Below are 19,038 nucleotides of genomic sequence, written 5' to 3'. Positions count from 1 at the left end.
GTCGACGGGTCAGGGCGTGGGCACGGCGGCGAAGATCTGGTCGATGATCTCCTCGCTGCGGATGCCCTCGGCGTCGGCCTCGAACGTCAGCAGCACGCGGTGCCGCAGCACGAGGTGTCGCAGGGCGCGGATGTCCTCGGGAAGGACGTGGGTCCGGCCGCTGAGGAGGGCGAGGGCACGCGAGGCCTGGAGGAAGGCGATGCTGGCCCGCGGGCTCGCGCCGTACTTGATGAAGCGGGCGCGCTCGTCCCCGATGTACGGCGCGGGATTCCGGGTCACGTACGCGATCGACACGATGTAGTTGCGGATCGCGGGGTCGACGTAGATGCGGCTCGCGACGTCCTGCAGCAGGTGCACGTCGTCCAGCGTGACGGCGCTGTGCACGTGCCGGTCGGGGTCGAGCACGCCCGAGTCGATGCGGCTGAGGATCTCGAACTCCTCCGCCGGGCTCGGGTACTCCACGATCTCCTTGAGGAGGAACCGGTCCATCTGCGCTTCGGGCAGCTCGTACGTGCCCTCCTGCTCGATGGGGTTCTGCGTCGCGATCACGAGGAACGGCTTCGGCAGCGGGTGGATCTCGCCGCCGATGGTGGTCTGGTGCTCCTGCATCGCCTCGAGCATGGCGCTCTGGGTCTTGGCGCTGGAGCGGTTGATCTCGTCGAGCAGCACGAAGTTCGCGTGCACGGGGCCGAGCACCGTCCGGAAGCTGCCCGTCGCGGCGTCGTAGATCTGGTTGCCCGTGATGTCGCTCGGCAGGAGGTCGGGCGTGCACTGGATGCGCTTGAACTTCGCCTTCACGGTGTCCGCGAGCGTGCTGGCGGCAGTGGTCTTGGCGAGGCCGGGCACGCTCTCGAGGAGGATGTGACCGCCGGCGATGAGCGCCACGAGCAGGCTGGTGCGCAGGCGCTCCTGGCCCACCATCTTCGCGGAGTACGCGTCGGAGATCGTCTGCAGCACGGAACCGGCGCGCGCCATCTCGGCGTCGGTCGGAGCGGCGGCGGGGGCCGCGGCGGCGATCGGCGCGGCGGACGCGGGCGGTGGCGGGGGTGCGGAGATCGTCGGCGGGGTCGGCGCGTCGGCGTCGGTCATCGGTCTTCGTCTCCCTCGGTCACACGCGGGCCCGCACGGCGCGCCCCTCCGCCGACCAGCGTAATCGCAACCTGCGCGGAGGTCGCCGCTAAGCGGCCGGATGAGTCTGCTCCCACGCCTCCATTGACATGCAACGTTTTACCCGCTGATACTTGGCTCGTTCGATACCGACCCGACTATGCGAGAGGAGGAGCTATGTCGTTCACAGTTCGGGCAACCAAGGAACGTGACATCAGCTGGGGTGTTCTCTGAGAACGCGCACGCCACCCCGTATCGCTCGGCCTCCTCGGTCGAGCGATACGGGGCCGGAAGGAACTTCATGCGACCGCAGATCAAAAGAGCGCTACCCATCTATTGGCTCGCTGACGATGTCGTCCGCATCGGCGCGCAGCAGGGGATCACGAAGGAGCTCACCGACCCGCAGGGCCAATTGCGCGTCCTGTTACCGCTGCTCGACGGCAGGCGTGAGTACGGCGACGTCCTTCGAGAGGCGTGCCAAGCCCTCGGCGACCTGTCTGAAGACGACGTGCGCGAGGGGATCCAGTATCTCGACGCAAGCGGCCTCATCGAGGACGCGTGCTCTTACGACAGCCTGCCCGTTCGGCTGGAGGCCAATCAGACGTTCTTTGCGGCCGCCGCCGAGAATACGCAGGCAGCGGCGAATCGTGCCCAGCACGTTCTCCGCGAGTCTCATGTCGTTCTGCTCGGGCTCGGAGGGGGCGGAAGCGCAAGCCTCCCGCAGCCTCTGGCGTGCGGCCTCCGTAAGCTCACCATCCTGGACTACGACGTCGTAGATGAGAGCAACCTCAACCGGCAGACTCTGTTCCGGACGAGTGATATCGGGCGGAAGAAGACCGACGTAAGCGCAGAGTATTGTCGAGCGTTCGCTCCGGACGTCGATGTCGAGGTGTTCGATCTGAAGGTCGCCTCGGTGGACGACATCGTTCGGGTCGCGCGGGGAGCCGACGTCATCATCTGCGCCATCGATGAGCCTCGGTTCATTGCCCAACGCCGTGCGAACGCCGCGGCGGTGCGACTCGGAATCCCCGTCGTCATCATGCTCACTCAGCACACCAGCGGCCGCTTCTTCTCGGTGGTTCCGCGAGAGTCCGGCTGCCTCGATTGCTTGCACATCTTCGACGAACTCAACACGGATGGCTTCCTGCGGCAGTTCCATGCACTGATGTCGCCGGCGAGAGACGCGGCGACCGCGGCGATTGCGCCGCACATTCAGAGGCTCACGTCCTTCGGCGTGGACGAGGCGATGCGCCTGATCACCGGATACGCGGCCCCTTTGGGTCTCGGCCGACAGGTCGAGGTGAACTACATCTCAGGAGCGCTCCGCATCATCATGAACTGGGATCGACACCCGGGCTGCCCGACGTGCGGATCGGGCGACTCCCAGTTCGACTACATCTTCGATGCCGACCCGCTGTGAATCCGCCTCGGCTGGGTCTCTGGCGCGTCCGCGACTATCGGGCGTGGTTCGCCGGTGACACGCTCACCCAAGTCGGCCTGAGCATCGGGGCCTTCGCCTTCACTCTTCTCGGCTACTACGTCACATCCGACGCCTTTCTCGCAGGGCTGATCGGCACTGTCTCGGCCGTCGCGCGGGCGGTGTCGACCCTTCCTGGTGGCGTTCTCGCCGACAGGTTCGACGCCCGAAGGCTGATGATCTGGTCGGGCGCGTCCGCGTTCGCAATCTACGCAGGGCTGTCGGCGATGTACGTCACGGGCACGCTGACGACAGCTGCGCTCATCGTGATCGCGGCAGGAGAGGGGCTCGTCGTGGGGCTCTTCTTCACGGTCACGGACGTCGCGCTCCCGCGCATCGTCGGGAAGCGATTCCTGGCCGAGGCATCCGCAGCCAACCAGTCTCGCGACGCAGCCATCCGGCTTGCGGCGGCACCGGTATCGGGGCTGCTCTTCGGTGTGCACCCTTCGTTGCCGCTGATCGTCTCGGCGGTCGCTCGGCTCGGAGAAGTCGGATCCGCCCTCGCGATACGCAAGGACCTCAGCCCCGAGGGCCTCGGTGACGAAGCGGAGGTGCGATCGCTCGCCGCAGGTCGTCGTTGGCTGGCGGTGTGGCGTCAACCGCGAACCCTCATCGGTCTGATCGTGCTGGTCAACTTCTGCCTGGGTGCCTGTGGAATGACCATCGTGCTCAGCCAGCAACAGACAGGCACCCCCGCGTGGCAGATCGGAACCATCCAGACCATGCAGGGCGCAGGCGTGCTCGCAGGTGGAGCCGTCGCGGGATGGATACTCCGCCGATACAGCGGGCGCGCGATCGTGCGCCTATCGATCTGCATGATCACTCTGGCGTTCACCGCTCTTCTCGTTACTCAGAGCGTTCCCGCTGTGGCGGTCATCGGCTTCGTCGCCTCGATGCCGTTGATACCTCTCAACGCCGTGCAGGGGTCGTACCTCGCGTTGATCATCCCCGACCAGATCCGCGGTCGCGTGCTGTCGCTTTCGTCCTTGCTCGGAGCGCTCGCCGGCGGTGCCGCGCCTCTGCTGGCCGGAGCGCTTCTGGAGTACGCCGGTTACTACCTTGCGGTCGGGGTGCCTCTCGCCATCCTCGCGGGGACGGCGGTGGCCGCTGCGCTCTCCGGGGCGGTCGGAGCTATTCCCCGGAGGAGCGAGTTCGACCAGGTCGAACCGCTTCCCCTGTCCGCGGGTGCCATCGCAGACGCGTGATGAGCACGCCGAGCAGGCACAGCGCGCCGCCCACGAACATGAGCGGGGTGGGCACCTCCCCGAGGATCAGCCAGGACAGCAGGATCGCGAGGGCCGGGACCACGTACGTCGTCGCGGAGGTCTTCCCCGCGGTGCTGCGCTGCAGCACGTACGCCCAGGTGGTGAAGGCGATCGCGGTGGGGAAGATCCCGAGGTAGACCACCCATAGCGTTGCGTCGAGGGGCGCCGTCTGTACGTCGGCGATCAGGGCGCCGAGCCAGGGAAGCAGGGCGATCGTGCCGGCGGCCGCCCCGAGCCAGGTCAGCGTGGTGGCGTCGACCCCTGAGGTGAGCAGGTTTTTCTGCAGCAGGGTGCACCCCGCGTACATGACCGCGGCGAGAAGGGCCAGCAAAAGGCCCGTGAGGTCGGGGCCGGTGCTGCTGGTGGAGTTCATGCCGATGAGGACCACCCCGAGGAAGGCGATGGGAGCGCCGATCACGAGGGGTCGGGGGAATCCCTCCCGGAGGAAGAGACCGCTGAAGACGACGACCATGAGCGGCGCCAGGTTCACGACCATCGCGGCGGTTCCGGCGTCGAGGGTGCGTTCGGCGCTGTTGAGGGCCAGGTTGTAGATGCAGAACCATCCGACTCCCCACACGGCGATCAGCAGCCAGTGGCGGCGCTCCGGGAGCCGGATGCCGTGCCGCAGCGCGATGATCGTCAGCACGAGGGTGCCCACGGCCATGCGCAGCAGCGCCAAGGCCCCGGGGTCGTAGTGCGGCCCCGCGCCACGGATCCCGATGAAAGCCGACGCCCAGAGTACGACGGTCACGCCGGCTGCGAGCAGCACGAGGGCACCGCGCGATCGCGCCGGCGAGCCCTGTGGGTCGAGCCGCTCTGACGCCCTGATGTCCTGTCGCACCGTTCGATCCTGGCACCGGCCGCCGACATCGGCGATGCGGGGAAGCGACAGCCGTCGTCGCATTCCCGCCAGCGTCGCCGCGAGGCACTGCTAACGTCGAAGAGCAGCCACTGTCCGGGCGGGTCGAGCGTTCCGCTCCCACCGGGGAAGAACTGTCCTCCTCTCCCGGATACGGCTGCGCCCGATACATGACGGAAGAGTTTGAGGACGATACGTGACGAACAGTGAACGAGTAGCGATCATCGGCGCCGGCCCCTCGGGGATGGCGCAGCTGCGGGCCTTCGAGTCCGCAGCCCGTGCGGGGGCGGAGATCCCCGAACTGGTCTGCTTCGAGAAGCAGGCCGACTGGGGCGGCCAGTGGAACTACACCTGGCGCACCGGGCTGGACGAGTACGGCGAGCCCGTGCACTCCAGCATGTACCGCAACCTGTGGTCGAACGGGCCGAAGGAGGCCCTGGAGTTCGCCGACTACACCTTCGACGAGCACTTCGGACGGCCGATCTCGTCGTACCCGCCGCGTCCGGTGCTGTGGGACTACATCGCGGGGCGTCTCGCGAAGACGCAGGTGCGCGACCTCATCCGTTTCCAGACGGCGGTGCGCTGGGTGGAGTTCGACGAGGAGCGTGAGGTGTTCCGTCTCACCAGCGAGCACCTGCCGACCGGGCGCACGACCACGGAGGAGTTCGACCGCGTGGTCGTGGCCAGCGGGCACTTCTCCTTCCCGAACGTGCCGCATTTCGACGGCATCGAGACCTTCCCCGGATCCGTCGCGCACGCGCACGACTTCCGGGGCGCGGAGGCCCTCGCCGGGCGGGACGTGCTCGTGATCGGGTCGAGCTACTCGGCGGAGGACATCGGCAGCCAGGCCTTCAAGATGGGCGCCCGTTCGGTCACCGCGAGCTACCGGACCGCGCCGATGGGCTACGACTGGCCGGAGGGCTTCGAGGAGCGTCCGTGCGTCGAGCGCTTCGAGGGACGCACCGTGCACTTCGCCGACGGCACCTCGAAGGAGGTCGACGCGGTCATCCTCTGCACCGGCTACCTGCACAAGTACCCGTTCCTGCCCGCGGAGCTCGCCCTGTCCTCGCCGAACAACGTCTACCCCGACGGGCTGTACCGGGGCGTGCTCTGGCAGGGCAACCCGCGCCTGGCCTATCTCGGCGCGCAGGACCAGTGGTTCACGTTCAACATGTTCGACGCGCAGGCCTGGTTCGTGCGCGACGTCATCCTCGGCCGGATCGCCCTCCCCGACGACGCCGAGCGTGCCGCGTCCATCGCCGCGTGGCGGAAGCGGTTCGCCGAGATCGACTCGGCAGCGACGGAGATCCGCTTCCAGGCCGACTACATCCGCGACCTGCTGGAGTGCACCGACTACCCGGCATTCGACCTCGATCGCGTCGTGGAGATCTTCCTCGCCTGGAAGCACGACAAGAAGGCCGACATCATGGGCTACCGCGACCGCGTGTACCCCTCGGTCATGACCGGGACGCTCGCCGCCGCACACCACACCCCGTGGCTGGACGAGCTCGACGACTCCCTCGAGCGCTATCTCGAGGCCGACGCGCTCCTCGTCTGATCGCCGACCCACCCCCTTCCGGCCGTCCCACCCCTTTTCGTACGTTCGCAAGGGGGTGGGGCGCACGGGAAGGGGTGGGTCACCGCCTGGCCCGACGCCGCCCGATCCCCACGACGACCGTGGCAGTGGCGAGGATGATCGCGGCGATGAGGAGCACCCAGAGCGCGACGCCGCCGTAGCCGCCGTTCAACGAGGGATCGAGGAAGGGGTACGGGTACCACCACGGGTTCCCGGTCGCGGGTGCGGTCACGAGGTTCGCGCGGAGCAGGGTGTAGACGACCCACACGATCGGGAAGATCGCGGCGATCCCCACGGTGCCCCAGCCGAGGGCACGACGACGCGGCGCGAACAGCACGTCGGCGAGCAGGACGAGCGGGATGACGACGTGCAGCACCTCGTTGGACCAGGCGACCGTGGCCCCCTGCGGCAGCGCGATCCCGCGGAGCAGCGTGTTGTAGACGACGCCCGTGACGATCATGTAGGTGCTCGCGCACACGAGCAGCGTCGCCAGCCACGTCGGTTCGACTCTCGCGTCGCGGTGCGTCAGCCCCCAGACCCCGCCGACGGCCAGCACCACCGCTGCAAGCACGTTGGAGAGGATCGTGAAGAAGCTGAAGAAGTTCGCGAACACGGTGGGCAGATGCGCGCCCCACGCGGTGTCTGCGGTGAGGGCGATCTCCAGGGTGCGCACGAGCTGCGCGACGATCGCCGCCACCACGAGCGCCGCCGCCGCGAGTCGGATGTAAGGCCACCACCGCGTCATCGCCACCTCCGTCGCCACTGTAGCGGGATCGAAACCGCGCCCTCCCGGCGCGGTGCGGGATCGAGACCGTGCCTCCGCCCGGGTGTGGGATCGAAACCGTGCCTCCGGCGACTCGGGGAGGAGCGTATTCCGTCCCGTATCGCGCTTCCCCGGCGGACAAGCTTCGGCAATGATGGTCGAGATGGCGTCACGAAGGCCACGGACCCGCCGGAGGTAGTCATGTCGTACGACATCGAAGTGTATGGAAAGCTCCGGCTCGCACCGTCCGTGGTGCAGACCGGGGCGGGTCCAGTCACAGCGAGCGAGATCCCTGGCGATGGACTCGTCCAGGTCTGCACTCATGATTCAGGGGAGTACTGCTTCATCGTCGACGGGCCCCACGACGTCGGCGGCGAGGACATGGACAGTGTTCCCACCGGTCTCCCCGACAACGTGCGCTTCCGGTACAGAGTCGTCGTCGAAGGTTCTGCGCAGCCGCATATCGGACACGCGCTGCGTTTCGCGGATGAGCTTGCCGGGGCGGTGGGAGGGGTCGTGCACGATCCACAGGTCGTCGTGGAGGAGACGTCCGACCCTCGATACGTGTCACGGAGGACCGGACCCAGCCGCGAGAAGTTCCTGCACGTCGAGTGGTTCCGGTGCTTCGACGAGGAAAGCCCTTCGCTTGCTCAGATGTATCTCGAGTCAGCGAAGGAGCATCTTCCGGCCGCACTGCCCACCGTGTTCGGGGTCAGCGAGCCACTACGAGGAAAGCTCGCCGAGGACGGGGTGGAAGGGGCCGACCGCATCTACCGCGAAGATAGTCACCAAAGCAGACTGGTCCTCCGGGGGCGAAAGCCCCTCATCTCGGGATTCCTGGATTCGTGGTCCGATCAGTTCGTCGCTGAACACCAGTCCGCACACCTACTCTTCGACGCGGCGGCGCTCTCCAAGCCTCGATTCGTCAGCGCCTTCGAGAGCTTCTTCGTCGATTTCGCACAGCGTTCGAGCAGCTTCTTCTCGTACGCCGAGGTCACGCAGTCCCGCTTCTCACCGACGATGGCGCTGCCGCAATGGGGTGAGTGGCCGGGGCTGCCGCAGAGCCCTCCGTGGCTGAGCTGGTTCTCCACGGAGTACGCCGACCTCGTCCGCCCGCATCTGACCGCGGGTGCGCATCGCGAGCTGAGCGGCGGCATGGTCTATCGCTCGAACATGCCCGCGACGAGCGTCAGCGCTTCATGGACGGAGCCGGGGGCCTGGGTCCCCTCCGAGTTCGTTCCTGTTCAGGCGGATCCTGACAATCACCGCAAATCGACGGCTCGCGCGAGCGAGATGCCCGTCGCGCTCCTGTCATCGGACTACTTCGTCAAGGTCCGGTGAACGCGAGTATTCGCACGATAGCGTCGGTGGGGCCGCTCGGAGGGCAAGCTTCCTGGCCAGTGCGAGGGGAGAAGACAGGTGTCATACGATCTTGACGTTTTCGGGAGCGTGAGATTGAGCCCTCGTGAGTTGGCGAAGATCGCCGCGCCACCGGGAATGCGCCTGAAGCGCGCCCTCGGCTGGGGGGTGAAAGACGTCAGGGCCCTGGATTCCTCGGGCGAAGTGGCGTTTTCTGTGGAAGGACCGATGCGCGTGGAGCGTGACGACCTTCCTGTGGTCGTGGCCCGCACCCTCCCCGGATCGACGTGCGTCTATCACGTTCGCGTGCCGTACGACGTGAAGTCCGTGGGCGACGAGTTCCGTGCCGAGCCCAACGATCACCATCTTGGCGCGGCGAAGGAGTATGCGGAGGATCTCGCCACAGCGGTCGGCGGGCAGGTGGTCGATCCTCAGGTGATCTCCTCACCTGAGGACGAGGAAGCCGACCCTTCACAGCGGACGGCGGAGAAGCTCTACGTTCACCTCCGGTGGTTCCGAAGGTTTGGCGAACTCGCGGACGCCACTGCGCTTGCCGAACGGTACCTCCAAGCGGTCCGGGAGAGCTTCCCGCTCGCTGTGCCTGTTCGCTTCGGGTCGCATGAACCCTTTCAAGGACGCCTTCCCCGCGACGGTGGCGCCGCCTTCGATGCCCTGTACCGGGCGGAACGTCGCGCCGACAGCCTTGCCATGACGAGCAAGGACTTCATCTCGGCGAGCATCTCTCCATGGACCCCGATCGGTGGCGACTATCAGACGATCTCGATCGATTTCGAGCTCGACCACTTGGTGGAGTCGGACGCGTTAGGCGCAGTCGCGGGGTTCCTCGTGGATGTGGCACGTCGCGTCGGCAGCTTCTTCGCCTTCGCCGAGCTCAACGACACTCGGTTCGCGACGGCGCGTCCGCGCGGTTTCGACGGAGCGTGGGGAGGGCTGCCGGTCGACCCTCAGTGGGCCACCTGGTACGACGCGGAGTACTCCACGCTGGTCCGGCCCCGTCTCCGAGGTGGCGAGATCCAGGAGTTCCCGGAGGGGCTCATGCACCGATGGTCCACCACACCGGCAAGGGCAGACGCGATACGCCGGGGGCTCAGCACCACATGGCCGCCACCCGATCTCGTGGGCTCGGTCCACACCGCACCAGGCGGTCCCCGTGGGATCGCACAGGCGAAGGTCGTGCCGGAATCGCTACGAGTCCCTTCCTCGTGAGCGGAAGTGCTGGTCCTCGGTGAGCCTTCGTCGACGAACGCGCGCCACCGCCTGATACGGGATCGAAACCGCGCCTCCAGGGCCTCGGGCCAGTGTGTATTCCGTCCCGTATCGCGCTTCCGAGGGCTGTCGGAGGCCTGCCGATAGGATGGGAGAGCCCGATCGGGCCAGCTCATCCGCCGGTGGAATCCCGGCGAGAGGCATCATCCAGGGGGTTACCCATGCCAGGAATCGTGATCGTCGGCGTGCAGTGGGGCGACGAAGGAAAGGGCAAGGCCACCGATCTGCTCGGTGAGCGCACCGACTGGGTGGTGAAGTTCAACGGCGGCAACAACGCCGGGCACACCGTCGTCGTCGGCGACGAGAAGTACGCCCTCCACCTGCTGCCCTCCGGCATCCTGTCGCCCGGCGTGAACCCGGTCATCGGCAACGGCGTGGTCATCGACCTCGAAGTCCTCTTCTCCGAGCTGGAGGCCCTGTCCGCCCGCGGCATCGACGTCTCGCGGCTCAAGGTCAGCGCCAACGCGCACATCATCACGCAGTACCACCGCACGCTCGACAAGGTCACGGAGCGCTTCCTCGGCAAGCGCAACATCGGCACTACGGGCCGCGGCATCGGCCCGGCCTACGCCGACAAGATCAACCGCGTCGGCATCCGCGTTCAGGACCTCTTCGACGAGAACATCCTGCGCCAGAAGGTCGAGGGTGCCCTCGACCAGAAGAACCACCTCCTGGTGAAGGTCTTCAACCGCCGCGCCGTCACTTGCGACGAGATCGTCGACGACCTGCTCTCCTACGCCGAGCGTCTGCGTCCGATGGTCGCCGACACCGGCTACCTCATCGACCAGGCACTGAGCCGCGGCGAGGTCGTCGTGTTCGAGGGTGGCCAGGCCACGATGCTCGACATCGACCACGGCACCTACCCGTTCGTCACGTCGTCCTCGGCCACGGCCGGCGGCGCCTCGACCGGGTCCGGCGTCGGCCCCGGCGCACTCGACCGCATCGTCGGCATCGTCAAGGCCTACACGACCCGCGTCGGCTCCGGCCCGTTCCCGACCGAGCTGTTCGACGAGCAGGGCGACTGGCTGCGCAAGCAGGGCTTCGAGTTCGGCACCACGACCGGGCGCCCGCGCCGCGTCGGCTGGTACGACGCCCCCATCACCCGCTACGCCACGCGCATCAACGGCATCACCGACCTCGTGCTGACCAAGCTCGACATCCTCACCGGGCTCGAGAAGATCCCGGTGTGCGTGGCCTACGACGTCGACGGGGAGCGCTTCGACGAGGTGCCGGTGAACCAGACCGACTTCCACCACGCGAAGCCGATCCTGGAGTACTTCCCCGGGTGGAGCGAGGACATCTCGACCGCCCGCACCTTCGAGGATCTTCCGCAGACGGCGAAGGACTACGTGCTCGCGCTGGAGGAGATGAGCAACACCCGTATCTCGGTGATCGGCGTCGGCCCGGAGCGCGATCAGGTGATCGTGCGCCACGACCTGCTCGACTGATCGGCATGACACGGTTCTGGCTCGGGGGCTACGGCCCGGCGATGGAAGGCTCCGCCGAGGGGATCGGCGTGCTGGCCGGTGACGAGGGCCGTGAGGCCACGACGCTCGCCTACCGCGGACCCGTGACGCAGACGCCGTCGCCGTCGTGGTTGGCGGCGCATCCGTCCCTCGACGTCGTGTACGCGGCGCTGGAGGGCGATGCCGCGGTGCAGGCGTTCGTGCGCACGGGCGAGATGGCGCTGTCCCCGCTGGGCGATCCGGTGCCGACGGGGGACGGCGTCTGCCATCTCGCGGTGTCGCCGAACGGCCAGACGCTCGTCGCCAGCTGCTACGGCGACGGGCGGGTCGTCCGCTTCGGGCTCGCCGCCGATGGCCGGCTCGTCCCGGCGAAGGAGGATGCGGCCGCGGCCCTGCGTGCCGCCCTGTTCGGCGACGGCGATCCGGACGCGCCTCCCGTCACTCCCGCCGGCGATGGCATCGCCGCGGTCGATCCGTACGGCGCCGCGGACCGCGCATCCCACGCGCACGCCGCCGCCTTCCTCCCGGACGGCCGCGTGGTCACCACCGATCTCGGGTTCGATCTCGTCCGGTTCTGGCGCCTGCAGGGTGGTGGGCTCGCCCTCGATCAGGAGGTCGTGCTCCCGCGCGGCACCGGCCCGCGGCACATGGTCGTGCATCCGAGTGGCCACCTGCACATCGTCACGGAGTACTCGTGCGAAGTGTTCACGCTCGCAGCGGCCGCCGACGGCACCTGGCGTGTGGTCTCCTCCGCTCCGGCGAGCCCCATCGCGCAGGTCGGCGGGGACTTCCCCGCCGAGCTCGCCCGCACGAAGGACGGGCAGTTCCTCTACACCGCTCTCCGCGGCAGCAACACCATCGCGGCGCTGCGGGTGCGTGGCAGCGGCGAGGCTCTGGAGCCCGTCGCGCTCGCCGATTCCGGTGTCGACTGGCCGCGGCATCACCTCGTCTACCAGGGCAAGCTCCTCGTCGCCGGGCAACGTTCCGACACCGTGACGCTGCTCGACCTCGATGACCGCACGGGAGCCCCGCTCGGAGTTCGGCACGAGGCGCAGGCTCCCGCACCGACGAGCATCCTCCCGCTCCGCTGAGCCTGTGCGGGGCTCCGCGTACCCCGGGCTTGACCTCAACCATTCTTGAGGTTCTAGCGTCGTCCTCATGTCGACCGAGACCGGGCGCGCTGCGCCGTCCACGCCCACCCCGCCCCGCATCCTCGGTGGCGAGTACGTCTGGATCACGATCGGCGCGTGCGCCCTCGTGTTCCTCGGCGCCTTCGAATCACTGGCGGTCACCACGGTGATGCCCGCGGTCAGCGCCGACCTCGACGGAGAGCGGCTGTACGCGCTCGCCTTCGCCGGGCCGCTCGCGACGAGCGTGATCGGCATGGTCGTGGCCGGAAACTGGTCGGACCGGCGGGGTCCCGTGGTGCCGTTGTATGCATCCGTCGTCCTGTTCACGGTAGGGCTGCTCGTCGCGGGGCTTGCGTCGAGCATGGAGGTGCTCGTCGCCGGGCGCTTCGCCCAGGGGCTCGGCAACGGCGGGCTCATGGTGGCGCTCTACGTCGTGGTCGCCCGGGTGTATCCGACGTCGCTGCACCCGGCGATCTTCGCGGGGTTCGCCGCCGCGTGGGTCATCCCCTCCCTCATCGGTCCGACGATCGCAGGAGCGGTCACGGAGGTGTGGAGCTGGCACTGGGTCTTCCTCGGGGTCGTGGTCCTCGTCGTGCTGGCACTGCTGATGGTCGTCCCGGCTCTCCGGGGACTCGCCCGCAGCGGGGACGCGAACACGCCCTGGGCGCTCGGACGGCTGGGATGGTCGGTGCTCGCCGCCGTCGCGGTGCTCGCCCTCGACCTCGTGGGAGAGGTCCCGGTCGCCGGTCCGTTCCTTTCGGCGGTGGCGGTGGTGGTCGCGGTCGCGGCGGTGCGCCCACTCGTTCCTCGGGGCACCCTCGTCGCCCGTCGGGGGCTGCCGTCGGTGATCCTGGTCCGCGGTCTGGGGGCGGCGGCGTTCTTCGGGGCGCAGATCTACCTGCCGTACCTGCTCACGGATCGATACCTGCTGTCGCCGACCCTCGCCGGGCTCGCGCTGACCGGGGGTGCGCTCGCCTGGTCGGCGGCGGCGACCGTCCAAGGGCGGATGGGCGAGCGCCTGTCGAGCGTGACGGCCGTGCGGGTGGGGACGATCCTCGTGGTCGTCGGGGTCGCGCTCGTCCTGGTGATCACCGTGATGCAGGCGCCCGCGCTGCTCGCCGCGTTCGCCTGGATCGTCGCCGGCGCCGGGATGGGGTTGATGAGCCCGCGCACGAGCGCTCTCGTCCTGGCGATGTCGTCCCCCGCGGAACAGGGGTTCAACAGTGGCGCCATGACCGTGGCCGACTCGTTCGGCAGTGCGCTCGCCCTCGCCGTCACGGGCTCGCTCTTCGTCGCCCTCGGGGCTGCGGCAGGGGTGGATCCGTTCGCCGGGGTGTTCGCCCTCGCCGCCGTGGTCGGGGCGGGAGCGGCCGTCCTCGCTCCGCGGACGAGGGGTGTCGACCCGGCCGCCGCGGGGTGATTTGCGCCCCGCGTGGCCCGCCCTCTAGCCTGATGAACGGTGTTCAGGTGAACACCGTTCAGGAAGGATGGACCGATGACCCCCACGACCCGCGACACCTCGGCGACCCTCGGCCACGTCGCCGTCTTCGCCGCGCTCATCATCGTGCTCGGCACGGTCGTCGTCCCGCTGCCGGGCGGGGTGCCCATCACCGGACAGACACTCGCCGTCATGCTGGCGGGTCTCGTCCTCGGACCGCGTGTCGCGCCGTGGTCGGCCGCACTCGTCCTCGTGCTCGCGGCGATCGGTCTCCCGGTGCTCGCGGGCGGGCGTGGCGGACTCGGGGTCTTCGTCGGCCCCACGGCGGGATATCTGCTCGGGTGGGTCGCCGGTGTCGTCGTCATCGGACTCCTGATGCGCACCGGCCGCCCGACCTGGTGGCGCGCCGCGATCGCGGCGTTCGTCGGCGGCGTCCTCGTCGTCTACGCCTTCGGCATCCCCGTGCAGGCCCTCGTCACCGGCGTCCCGCTCGACCTCACGGCCCTCTCGACCCTGGCCTTCCTTCCCGGCGACCTCATCAAGGTGACCGCGGCCACCCTCATCGTCGTGGCCCTCCGTCGCGCCTATCCCCGGGCCTTCGCCGACCCCCGCCCCGTCCCCTCCGTCGTCGCCTGACTCTCGGGCCGCCCTTGCCGGTCCCGTCGACTCCGTCCGTTCCGTCGACTCCGTCCGTCCCGTCGACTCCGTCCGTTCCGTCGGTCCCGCGGTCCCGCTCCGCATGCACGACCGTGACACGTCTGCCGGCGGATCGCCCCGTCCGGATCGTGCGACCGTCCCCACGTCGTGCATCCGAAACCTCGGACCGGGCTCGCCGACCCGGGTCCGGTCCCGCAGCCAGCCGGGACGAGTCCCTGGTTCCTGGTCCGGATGCACGACCAGGTCACGTCTGCCGGCGGATCGGTCCCGTCCGAGTCGCGCAGCCGCACTCGGGTCGTGCACCCGGAACGTCGTCGGAAGGAACGTCGTGGATCCGGAACGGGAACCCCGAGGAACACGGGCATATCGGCCGACGGGAACAACTCACCCGTGACTCGACGTTCCTCATGAGCGAGACTGGGCCACGGACCGATGCGGCCACGAGAGGGGCGAGCATGACTGCTGCCGAGAAGACCGACGAATACGACCTCATCGTGCTGGGCGGTGGTCCGGTCGGGGAGAACGTGGCGGACCGGGCGGTGCAGGGCGGTCTCAGCACGATCATCGTGGAGAGCGAGCTCGTCGGCGGGGAGTGCTCGTACTGGGCCTGCATGCCGTCGAAGGCCCTGCTCCGTTCGGCCCAGGCGCTCCGTGCCGCGCAGCACGTCGCCGGCGCCGCGCAGGCCGTCACCGGGACCCTCGACGTGCGGGCGGTGTTCGAGCGCCGCGACTCCTTCACGAGCAACTGGTCCGACGACGGACAGGTGAAGTGGCTCGAGTCCGCCCACATCGACCTCGCCCGAGGCCACGGCCGGCTGACCGGGGAGCGCGAGGTGACCGTGACCGACCAGGACGGCGGCACCCGCGTGCTGCGCGCCCGTCACGCGGTCGCCATCAGCACCGGCTCGGACGCGGTCATCCCGCCGATCGAGGGTCTGCGAGAGGCTTCGCCGTGGACGAGTCGCGAGGCGACCAGTGCCGAGGAGCTGCCCGAGAGCCTCGCGGTGATCGGCGGCGGCGTGGTCGCGGTCGAGATGGCCACCGCGTACGCCGCGCTCGGCTCGTCGGTGACGCTCCTCGCGCGCAGCGGGCTGCTGGGCGGGATGGAGCCCTTCGCCGGGGAGCGGGTGGCCGACGGCCTGCGTGAGCTCGGCGTCGACGTCCGCACCGATACCGGCACGACCGCGGTGCACCGCGACGGCGACCGGGTGACGCTCACGCTCGACGGCGGGGAGACCGTGACCGCCGCCGAGGTGCTCGTGGCGACCGGACGCTCCCCGCGCAGCGCCGATATCGGCCTCGACGTGGTCGGCCTCGAGCCGGGTCGCTGGATCGAGACCGACGACACCCTCCGCGTCCCCGGACACGACTGGCTCTACGCCGTGGGCGACGTCAACGGCCGTGTGCTGCTGACCCACCAGGGCAAGTACCAGGCGCGCGCGGCGGGCGACGTCATCGCCGCCCGCGCGAAGGGCGACGCCGTCGACGACGCCCCCTGGGGGCGTCACGCCACCACGGCCGATCACGCCGCGGTGCCCCAGGTCACCTTCTCGATCCCGGAGGTCGGATCGGTCGGACTCACCGAGGCGGCGGCCCGCGAGGCCGGCACCGCCGTCCGGGCCGTCGACTACGACCTCGGCTGGGTGGCGGGCGCGAGCCTGTACGAGGACGGCTTCGCCGGGCAGGCGCGCCTGGTCGTCGACACCGACCGCGACGTCGTGATCGGGGCGACCTTCGTCGGCCCGGAGGTCGCCGAGCTCGTCCACGCCGCGACCATCGCGATCGTCGGGGAGGCCCCGATCGCCCGACTCTGGCACGCGGTGCCCTCCTACCCCACGATCAGCGAGATCTGGCTGCGGCTGCTGGAGGGCTACGGCCGCGACTCGGCCTGATCCGGGCAATCCGATTCCGGACGCGTGACGAACAGAACGCGCAATATGTCCCAGATTGACGACCCCGCGCGCAACCCGGTGCCGGATGTCGCACCCGTCTTATACGCTCGAACCCACATCCGAGGAGGCAGGACCATGAAGGCTGTACTCGCAGGAAACGTCATCGCCGAGGCCGACCAGGACGACCTCATCCGCATCGAGGGGAACTGGTACTTCCCGCCGGCATCCGTCGCGCCGGACGCCCTCGTCGAGAGCCCCACCCCGTACACGTGCCCGTGGAAGGGCGAGTGCCAGTACTACTCCGTCCAGGTCGACGGAGAGCTGCACAAGGATCTCGCGTGGTCATACCCGCATCCGTACCCGTCGGCGTTCGACCGGGTCGGCAAGGACTTCTCCGGCTACGTCGCCTTCGCCCCTGGCGTCGAGGTCTCGGCCTAGTCCCGCACGACGCACGACCGCACGTCCGAACGACCGTCGGAGAGACACCCTCATGATCGAGTTCCGCAACGTCACGAAGCGCTTCCCCGACGGGACGCTCGCCGTGGACGACTTCAGCCTCGTGCTGCCCTCCCGCAAGACCACCGTGTTCGTCGGATCCTCCGGCTGCGGGAAGACCACCCTGCTGCGGATGATCAACCGCATGGTCGAGCCGACGTCGGGGGAGGTCGAGATCGACGGGGAGAGCGTGCTCTCGGGCGACCCGGTCGCCCTGCGCCGGCGCATCGGCTATGTGATGCAGAACTCCGGGCTCATGCCGCACTTCACCGTCATCGACAACGTGGCCACCGTGCTGCGGCTGAACGGGGTGAAGCGCACACAGGCGCATGAGCGTGCTCGCGAGCTGCTCACGACCGTCGGCCTCGACCAGGCGCTCGCCGAGAGGTACCCGAGCCAGTTGTCAGGCGGTCAGCAGCAGCGCGTCGGGGTGGCCCGCGGGCTCGCCGCCGATCCGAACATCCTCCTCATGGACGAGCCGTTCGGAGCGGTCGACCCCATCGTGCGCGCCGACCTCCAGCAGGAGACCCTGCGGCTGCAGCACGAGCTCGACAAGACGGTCGTGTTCGTCACGCACGACATCGACGAGGCGTTCCTCCTCGGCGACCAGGTCGTCATCCTCGACAAGGGCGCCCGGATCGTGCAGGTCGGCAGCCCGAGCGAGATCATCGAGAACCCGGCCGACGACTTCGTCTCCTCGTTCATCGGAGCCGACCGCGGCCGTCGCGCGCTGCACCTCAAGCAGACCCCGCGCGGGACCGTGGTCGTCGACTCCGAGGGCCGCACGCAGGGAGCGATCGTCGATGCGCCGGAGGGCGTGGTCGACGGAGCAGATGCGATGAAGGCGGCCCCGTGAACTGGGTCGGCGACAACCTCGGGCTGATCCTCGAGCTCACTGCCGTTCATCTGCAGCAGAGCGCGATCGCCATCGTGCTCGGGTTCGTGCTGGCGCTCCCACTGGGGTGGGTGGCCTGGCGGTATCAGCTCGTGAAGGGTCCGGTCATCGTCCTGACCGGACTGCTGTACACGATCCCGTCCCTCGCCCTCCTGATCTTGCTGCCGTCTGTGGCGGGCTACCCGGCGCGCAGCCCGGTCAACCTCGTCATCGGTCTCACCATCTACGCGATCGCGATCCTCGTGCGCGCGGTGTCCGACGGCCTGGACTCGGTCGACCCCGCGATCCGGCAGTCCGCGGTCGCGATGGGCTACGGCGGGTTCCGCCGCTTCTGGACGGTCGACTTCCCGCTCGCCGGGCCGGTCATCCTCGCGGGCCTCCGCGTGGCGGCGGTGAGCACCATCTCGCTCGCGACGGTCGGCATCCTCGTCGGCGTCACGAACCTCGGCTACCTGTTCACGAACGGCCTCCAGCGCCGCATCCTCGCCGAGGTCTTCACCGGCATCGTCGCCGTCGTCGTCATCGCTCTGGTCATCGACCTCCTGCTCGTGCTCCTCGGGCGTGCCCTCATGCCGTGGACGCGGGCGGCGGCCACCCCCGCCGCCGCGCGTCGGACGATCACGTTGAGGACGGCCGCATGAACGTGTTCACCGAGGCCTTCGCCTGGCTGTTCTCCCCCGACCGCTGGGTCGGGACGTACTCCCTCCCCGTCCTGTTCGGCCAGCATGTCTTCTACACGGTGGTCTCCGTGCTGATCGCCGCGGTGATCGCCGTACCGCTCGGCTGGCTCATCGGGCACACCGGGAAGGGGCGGGAGATCGCGGTCGCCGTCTCCGGAGCGGCCCGCGCCATCCCGTCCTTCGGACTCATGGTCCTCCTGGTGCTTCTGCTGGGCGTGCTGCGCACACCGCTGGCGGCGATCATCACCTTCGTCGTCCTGGCGATCCCGTCCCTGCTGGCCGGCGCCTACACGGGCCTGGAGGCAGTCGATCGCCGAACCATCGATGCGGCGCGGGCGATGGGGATGACCGGCTGGCAGGTGTTCTGGAAGGTCGAGGTGCCGCTCGGCATGCCGCTGCTGGTCGGCGGCCTCCGTTCGGCGTTGCTGCAGGTGATCGCCACGGTGACGATCGCGGCCTACGTGAACCTCGGCGGCCTCGGCTGGCCGATCATCCAGGGCATCCCGCTCCGCCGTTTCGACCAGGTGCTCGGCGGCGCGATCCTCGTCGCGGTGCTCGCGCTCCTCGTCGACCTCCTGCTCGCGCTCGCCCAGCACGCCGCGGTGCCCCGCGGTGTGCGCACCCGTCCGCAACGCCGCCGCGCTCGGGCGACCGCCCCCGCGGCCGCACCCGCCTGACCCACAGCATCGTCC

17 protein-coding genes are annotated in these 19,038 nt (G+C 69.0%); 14 read left to right on the top strand and 3 right to left on the bottom strand.

Going from position 1 to position 19,038, the window contains the following annotated elements:
* Positions 1-9: 9 nt before the first annotated feature.
* Positions 10-1,017 carry an AAA family ATPase gene (locus tag ACIGJI_RS09625; RefSeq protein ID WP_370428279.1) on the bottom strand — a complete coding sequence of 336 codons (1,008 nt, stop codon included), beginning with the start codon at positions 1,015-1,017 and terminating at the stop codon, positions 10-12.
* A 391-nt stretch (positions 1,018-1,408) separates the two neighbouring features.
* Here ACIGJI_RS09625 and ACIGJI_RS09620 point away from each other — a divergent pair, with 391 nt between their 5' ends.
* Both ACIGJI_RS09620 and ACIGJI_RS09615 read left to right on the top strand, forming a co-directional pair.
* Positions 1,409-2,527, top strand: coding sequence for a ThiF family adenylyltransferase (locus ACIGJI_RS09620; protein ID WP_366244270.1), 1,119 nt, complete (start codon positions 1,409-1,411; stop codon positions 2,525-2,527).
* Entirely contained in the window at positions 2,524-3,789 is a 1,266-nt protein-coding gene (locus tag ACIGJI_RS09615) for an MFS transporter (protein WP_363445264.1), read from the top strand. The genes ACIGJI_RS09620 and ACIGJI_RS09615 overlap by 4 nt, the downstream gene beginning before the upstream one ends.
* On the opposite strand, the gene ACIGJI_RS09610 is transcribed toward ACIGJI_RS09615, so the two are convergent.
* Entirely contained in the window at positions 3,716-4,690 is a 975-nt protein-coding gene (locus ACIGJI_RS09610) for a DMT family transporter (RefSeq protein WP_280565873.1), read from the bottom strand. The genes ACIGJI_RS09615 and ACIGJI_RS09610 overlap by 74 nt on opposite strands.
* A gap of 214 nt (positions 4,691-4,904) precedes the next feature.
* Between ACIGJI_RS09610 and ACIGJI_RS09605 the strand changes: the two genes are divergently transcribed.
* On the top strand, positions 4,905-6,266 hold the full coding sequence (locus ACIGJI_RS09605) for an NAD(P)/FAD-dependent oxidoreductase (protein ID WP_363445262.1): 1,362 nt from the start codon (positions 4,905-4,907) through the stop codon (positions 6,264-6,266).
* Positions 6,267-6,345: 79 nt separating this feature from the next.
* Here ACIGJI_RS09605 and ACIGJI_RS09600 read toward each other — a convergent pair whose 3' ends face one another.
* Positions 6,346-7,029 carry a Pr6Pr family membrane protein gene (locus tag ACIGJI_RS09600; protein WP_363445260.1) on the bottom strand — a complete coding sequence of 228 codons (684 nt, stop codon included), beginning with the start codon at positions 7,027-7,029 and terminating at the stop codon, positions 6,346-6,348.
* 534 nt (positions 7,030-7,563) lie between these two features.
* Between ACIGJI_RS09600 and ACIGJI_RS09595 the strand changes: the two genes are divergently transcribed.
* The 11 genes from ACIGJI_RS09595 to ACIGJI_RS09545 all read left to right on the top strand — a co-directional run bounded on the left by ACIGJI_RS09595 (position 7,564) and on the right by ACIGJI_RS09545 (position 19,023).
* Positions 7,564-8,388: a hypothetical protein gene (locus ACIGJI_RS09595; protein WP_366244267.1), complete on the top strand. Its 825-nt coding sequence runs from the start codon at positions 7,564-7,566 to the stop codon at positions 8,386-8,388.
* 246 nt (positions 8,389-8,634) lie between these two features.
* Entirely contained in the window at positions 8,635-9,633 is a 999-nt protein-coding gene (locus ACIGJI_RS09590) for a hypothetical protein (RefSeq protein ID WP_363445257.1), read from the top strand.
* A 221-nt stretch (positions 9,634-9,854) separates the two neighbouring features.
* The gene (locus ACIGJI_RS09585) at positions 9,855-11,141 is read left to right on the top strand and encodes an adenylosuccinate synthase (RefSeq protein ID WP_363445255.1); all 1,287 of its coding nucleotides are present in this window, start codon (positions 9,855-9,857) and stop codon (positions 11,139-11,141) included.
* Between the two features lie 5 nt (positions 11,142-11,146).
* Complete coding sequence (locus ACIGJI_RS09580; protein ID WP_363445253.1) at positions 11,147-12,250, top strand: beta-propeller fold lactonase family protein; 1,104 nt, start codon at positions 11,147-11,149, stop codon at positions 12,248-12,250.
* 67 nt (positions 12,251-12,317) lie between these two features.
* Positions 12,318-13,709, top strand: a complete 1,392-nt coding sequence (locus ACIGJI_RS09575; protein WP_363445251.1) for an MFS transporter — start codon at positions 12,318-12,320, stop codon at positions 13,707-13,709.
* A 75-nt stretch (positions 13,710-13,784) separates the two neighbouring features.
* Positions 13,785-14,363, top strand: a complete 579-nt coding sequence (locus ACIGJI_RS09570; RefSeq protein ID WP_363445249.1) for a biotin transporter BioY — start codon at positions 13,785-13,787, stop codon at positions 14,361-14,363.
* A 476-nt stretch (positions 14,364-14,839) separates the two neighbouring features.
* Positions 14,840-16,276: an NAD(P)/FAD-dependent oxidoreductase gene (locus tag ACIGJI_RS09565; protein ID WP_363445247.1), complete on the top strand. Its 1,437-nt coding sequence runs from the start codon at positions 14,840-14,842 to the stop codon at positions 16,274-16,276.
* Between the two features lie 135 nt (positions 16,277-16,411).
* A complete protein-coding gene (locus ACIGJI_RS09560) occupies positions 16,412-16,714 on the top strand; it encodes a DUF427 domain-containing protein (protein WP_060922325.1) in 303 nt (100 codons plus the stop codon).
* A 52-nt stretch (positions 16,715-16,766) separates the two neighbouring features.
* Positions 16,767-17,627, top strand: coding sequence for an ABC transporter ATP-binding protein (locus ACIGJI_RS09555; protein ID WP_259954095.1), 861 nt, complete (start codon positions 16,767-16,769; stop codon positions 17,625-17,627).
* Positions 17,624-18,307, top strand: a complete 684-nt coding sequence (locus ACIGJI_RS09550) for an ABC transporter permease (RefSeq protein ID WP_303709595.1) — start codon at positions 17,624-17,626, stop codon at positions 18,305-18,307. The genes ACIGJI_RS09555 and ACIGJI_RS09550 overlap by 4 nt, the downstream gene beginning before the upstream one ends.
* On the top strand, positions 18,304-19,023 hold the full coding sequence (locus tag ACIGJI_RS09545) for an ABC transporter permease (protein ID WP_025104209.1): 720 nt from the start codon (positions 18,304-18,306) through the stop codon (positions 19,021-19,023). The genes ACIGJI_RS09550 and ACIGJI_RS09545 overlap by 4 nt, the downstream gene beginning before the upstream one ends.
* Positions 19,024-19,038: the final 15 nt, after the last annotated feature.

The sequence above is a fragment of the Microbacterium sp. NPDC064978 genome (assembly GCF_044543605.1).
GTDB classification, from domain to species: Bacteria; Actinomycetota; Actinomycetes; order Actinomycetales; family Microbacteriaceae; genus Microbacterium; species Microbacterium meiriae.
This window is presented reverse-complemented; position numbering and strand designations above follow the sequence as displayed.

What these genes read in the sequence shown, in the direction of transcription:
- ACIGJI_RS09620 (WP_366244270.1), top strand. Translation starts at nt 1,409, where the DNA reads ATGCGACCGCAGATCAAAAGAGCGCTACCCATCTATTGGCTCGCTGAC.
- ACIGJI_RS09600 (WP_363445260.1), bottom strand. Translation starts at nt 7,029, where the DNA reads ATGACGCGGTGGTGGCCTTACATCCGACTCGCGGCGGCGGCGCTCGTG.
- ACIGJI_RS09590 (WP_363445257.1), top strand. Translation starts at nt 8,635, where the DNA reads ATGCGCGTGGAGCGTGACGACCTTCCTGTGGTCGTGGCCCGCACCCTC.
- ACIGJI_RS09585 (WP_363445255.1), top strand. Translation starts at nt 9,855, where the DNA reads ATGCCAGGAATCGTGATCGTCGGCGTGCAGTGGGGCGACGAAGGAAAG.
- ACIGJI_RS09580 (WP_363445253.1), top strand. Translation starts at nt 11,147, where the DNA reads ATGACACGGTTCTGGCTCGGGGGCTACGGCCCGGCGATGGAAGGCTCC.
- ACIGJI_RS09575 (WP_363445251.1), top strand. Translation starts at nt 12,318, where the DNA reads ATGTCGACCGAGACCGGGCGCGCTGCGCCGTCCACGCCCACCCCGCCC.
- ACIGJI_RS09570 (WP_363445249.1), top strand. Translation starts at nt 13,785, where the DNA reads ATGACCCCCACGACCCGCGACACCTCGGCGACCCTCGGCCACGTCGCC.
- ACIGJI_RS09565 (WP_363445247.1), top strand. Translation starts at nt 14,840, where the DNA reads ATGACTGCTGCCGAGAAGACCGACGAATACGACCTCATCGTGCTGGGC.
- ACIGJI_RS09560 (WP_060922325.1), top strand. Translation starts at nt 16,412, where the DNA reads ATGAAGGCTGTACTCGCAGGAAACGTCATCGCCGAGGCCGACCAGGAC.
- ACIGJI_RS09555 (WP_259954095.1), top strand. Translation starts at nt 16,767, where the DNA reads ATGATCGAGTTCCGCAACGTCACGAAGCGCTTCCCCGACGGGACGCTC.
- ACIGJI_RS09545 (WP_025104209.1), top strand. Translation starts at nt 18,304, where the DNA reads ATGAACGTGTTCACCGAGGCCTTCGCCTGGCTGTTCTCCCCCGACCGC.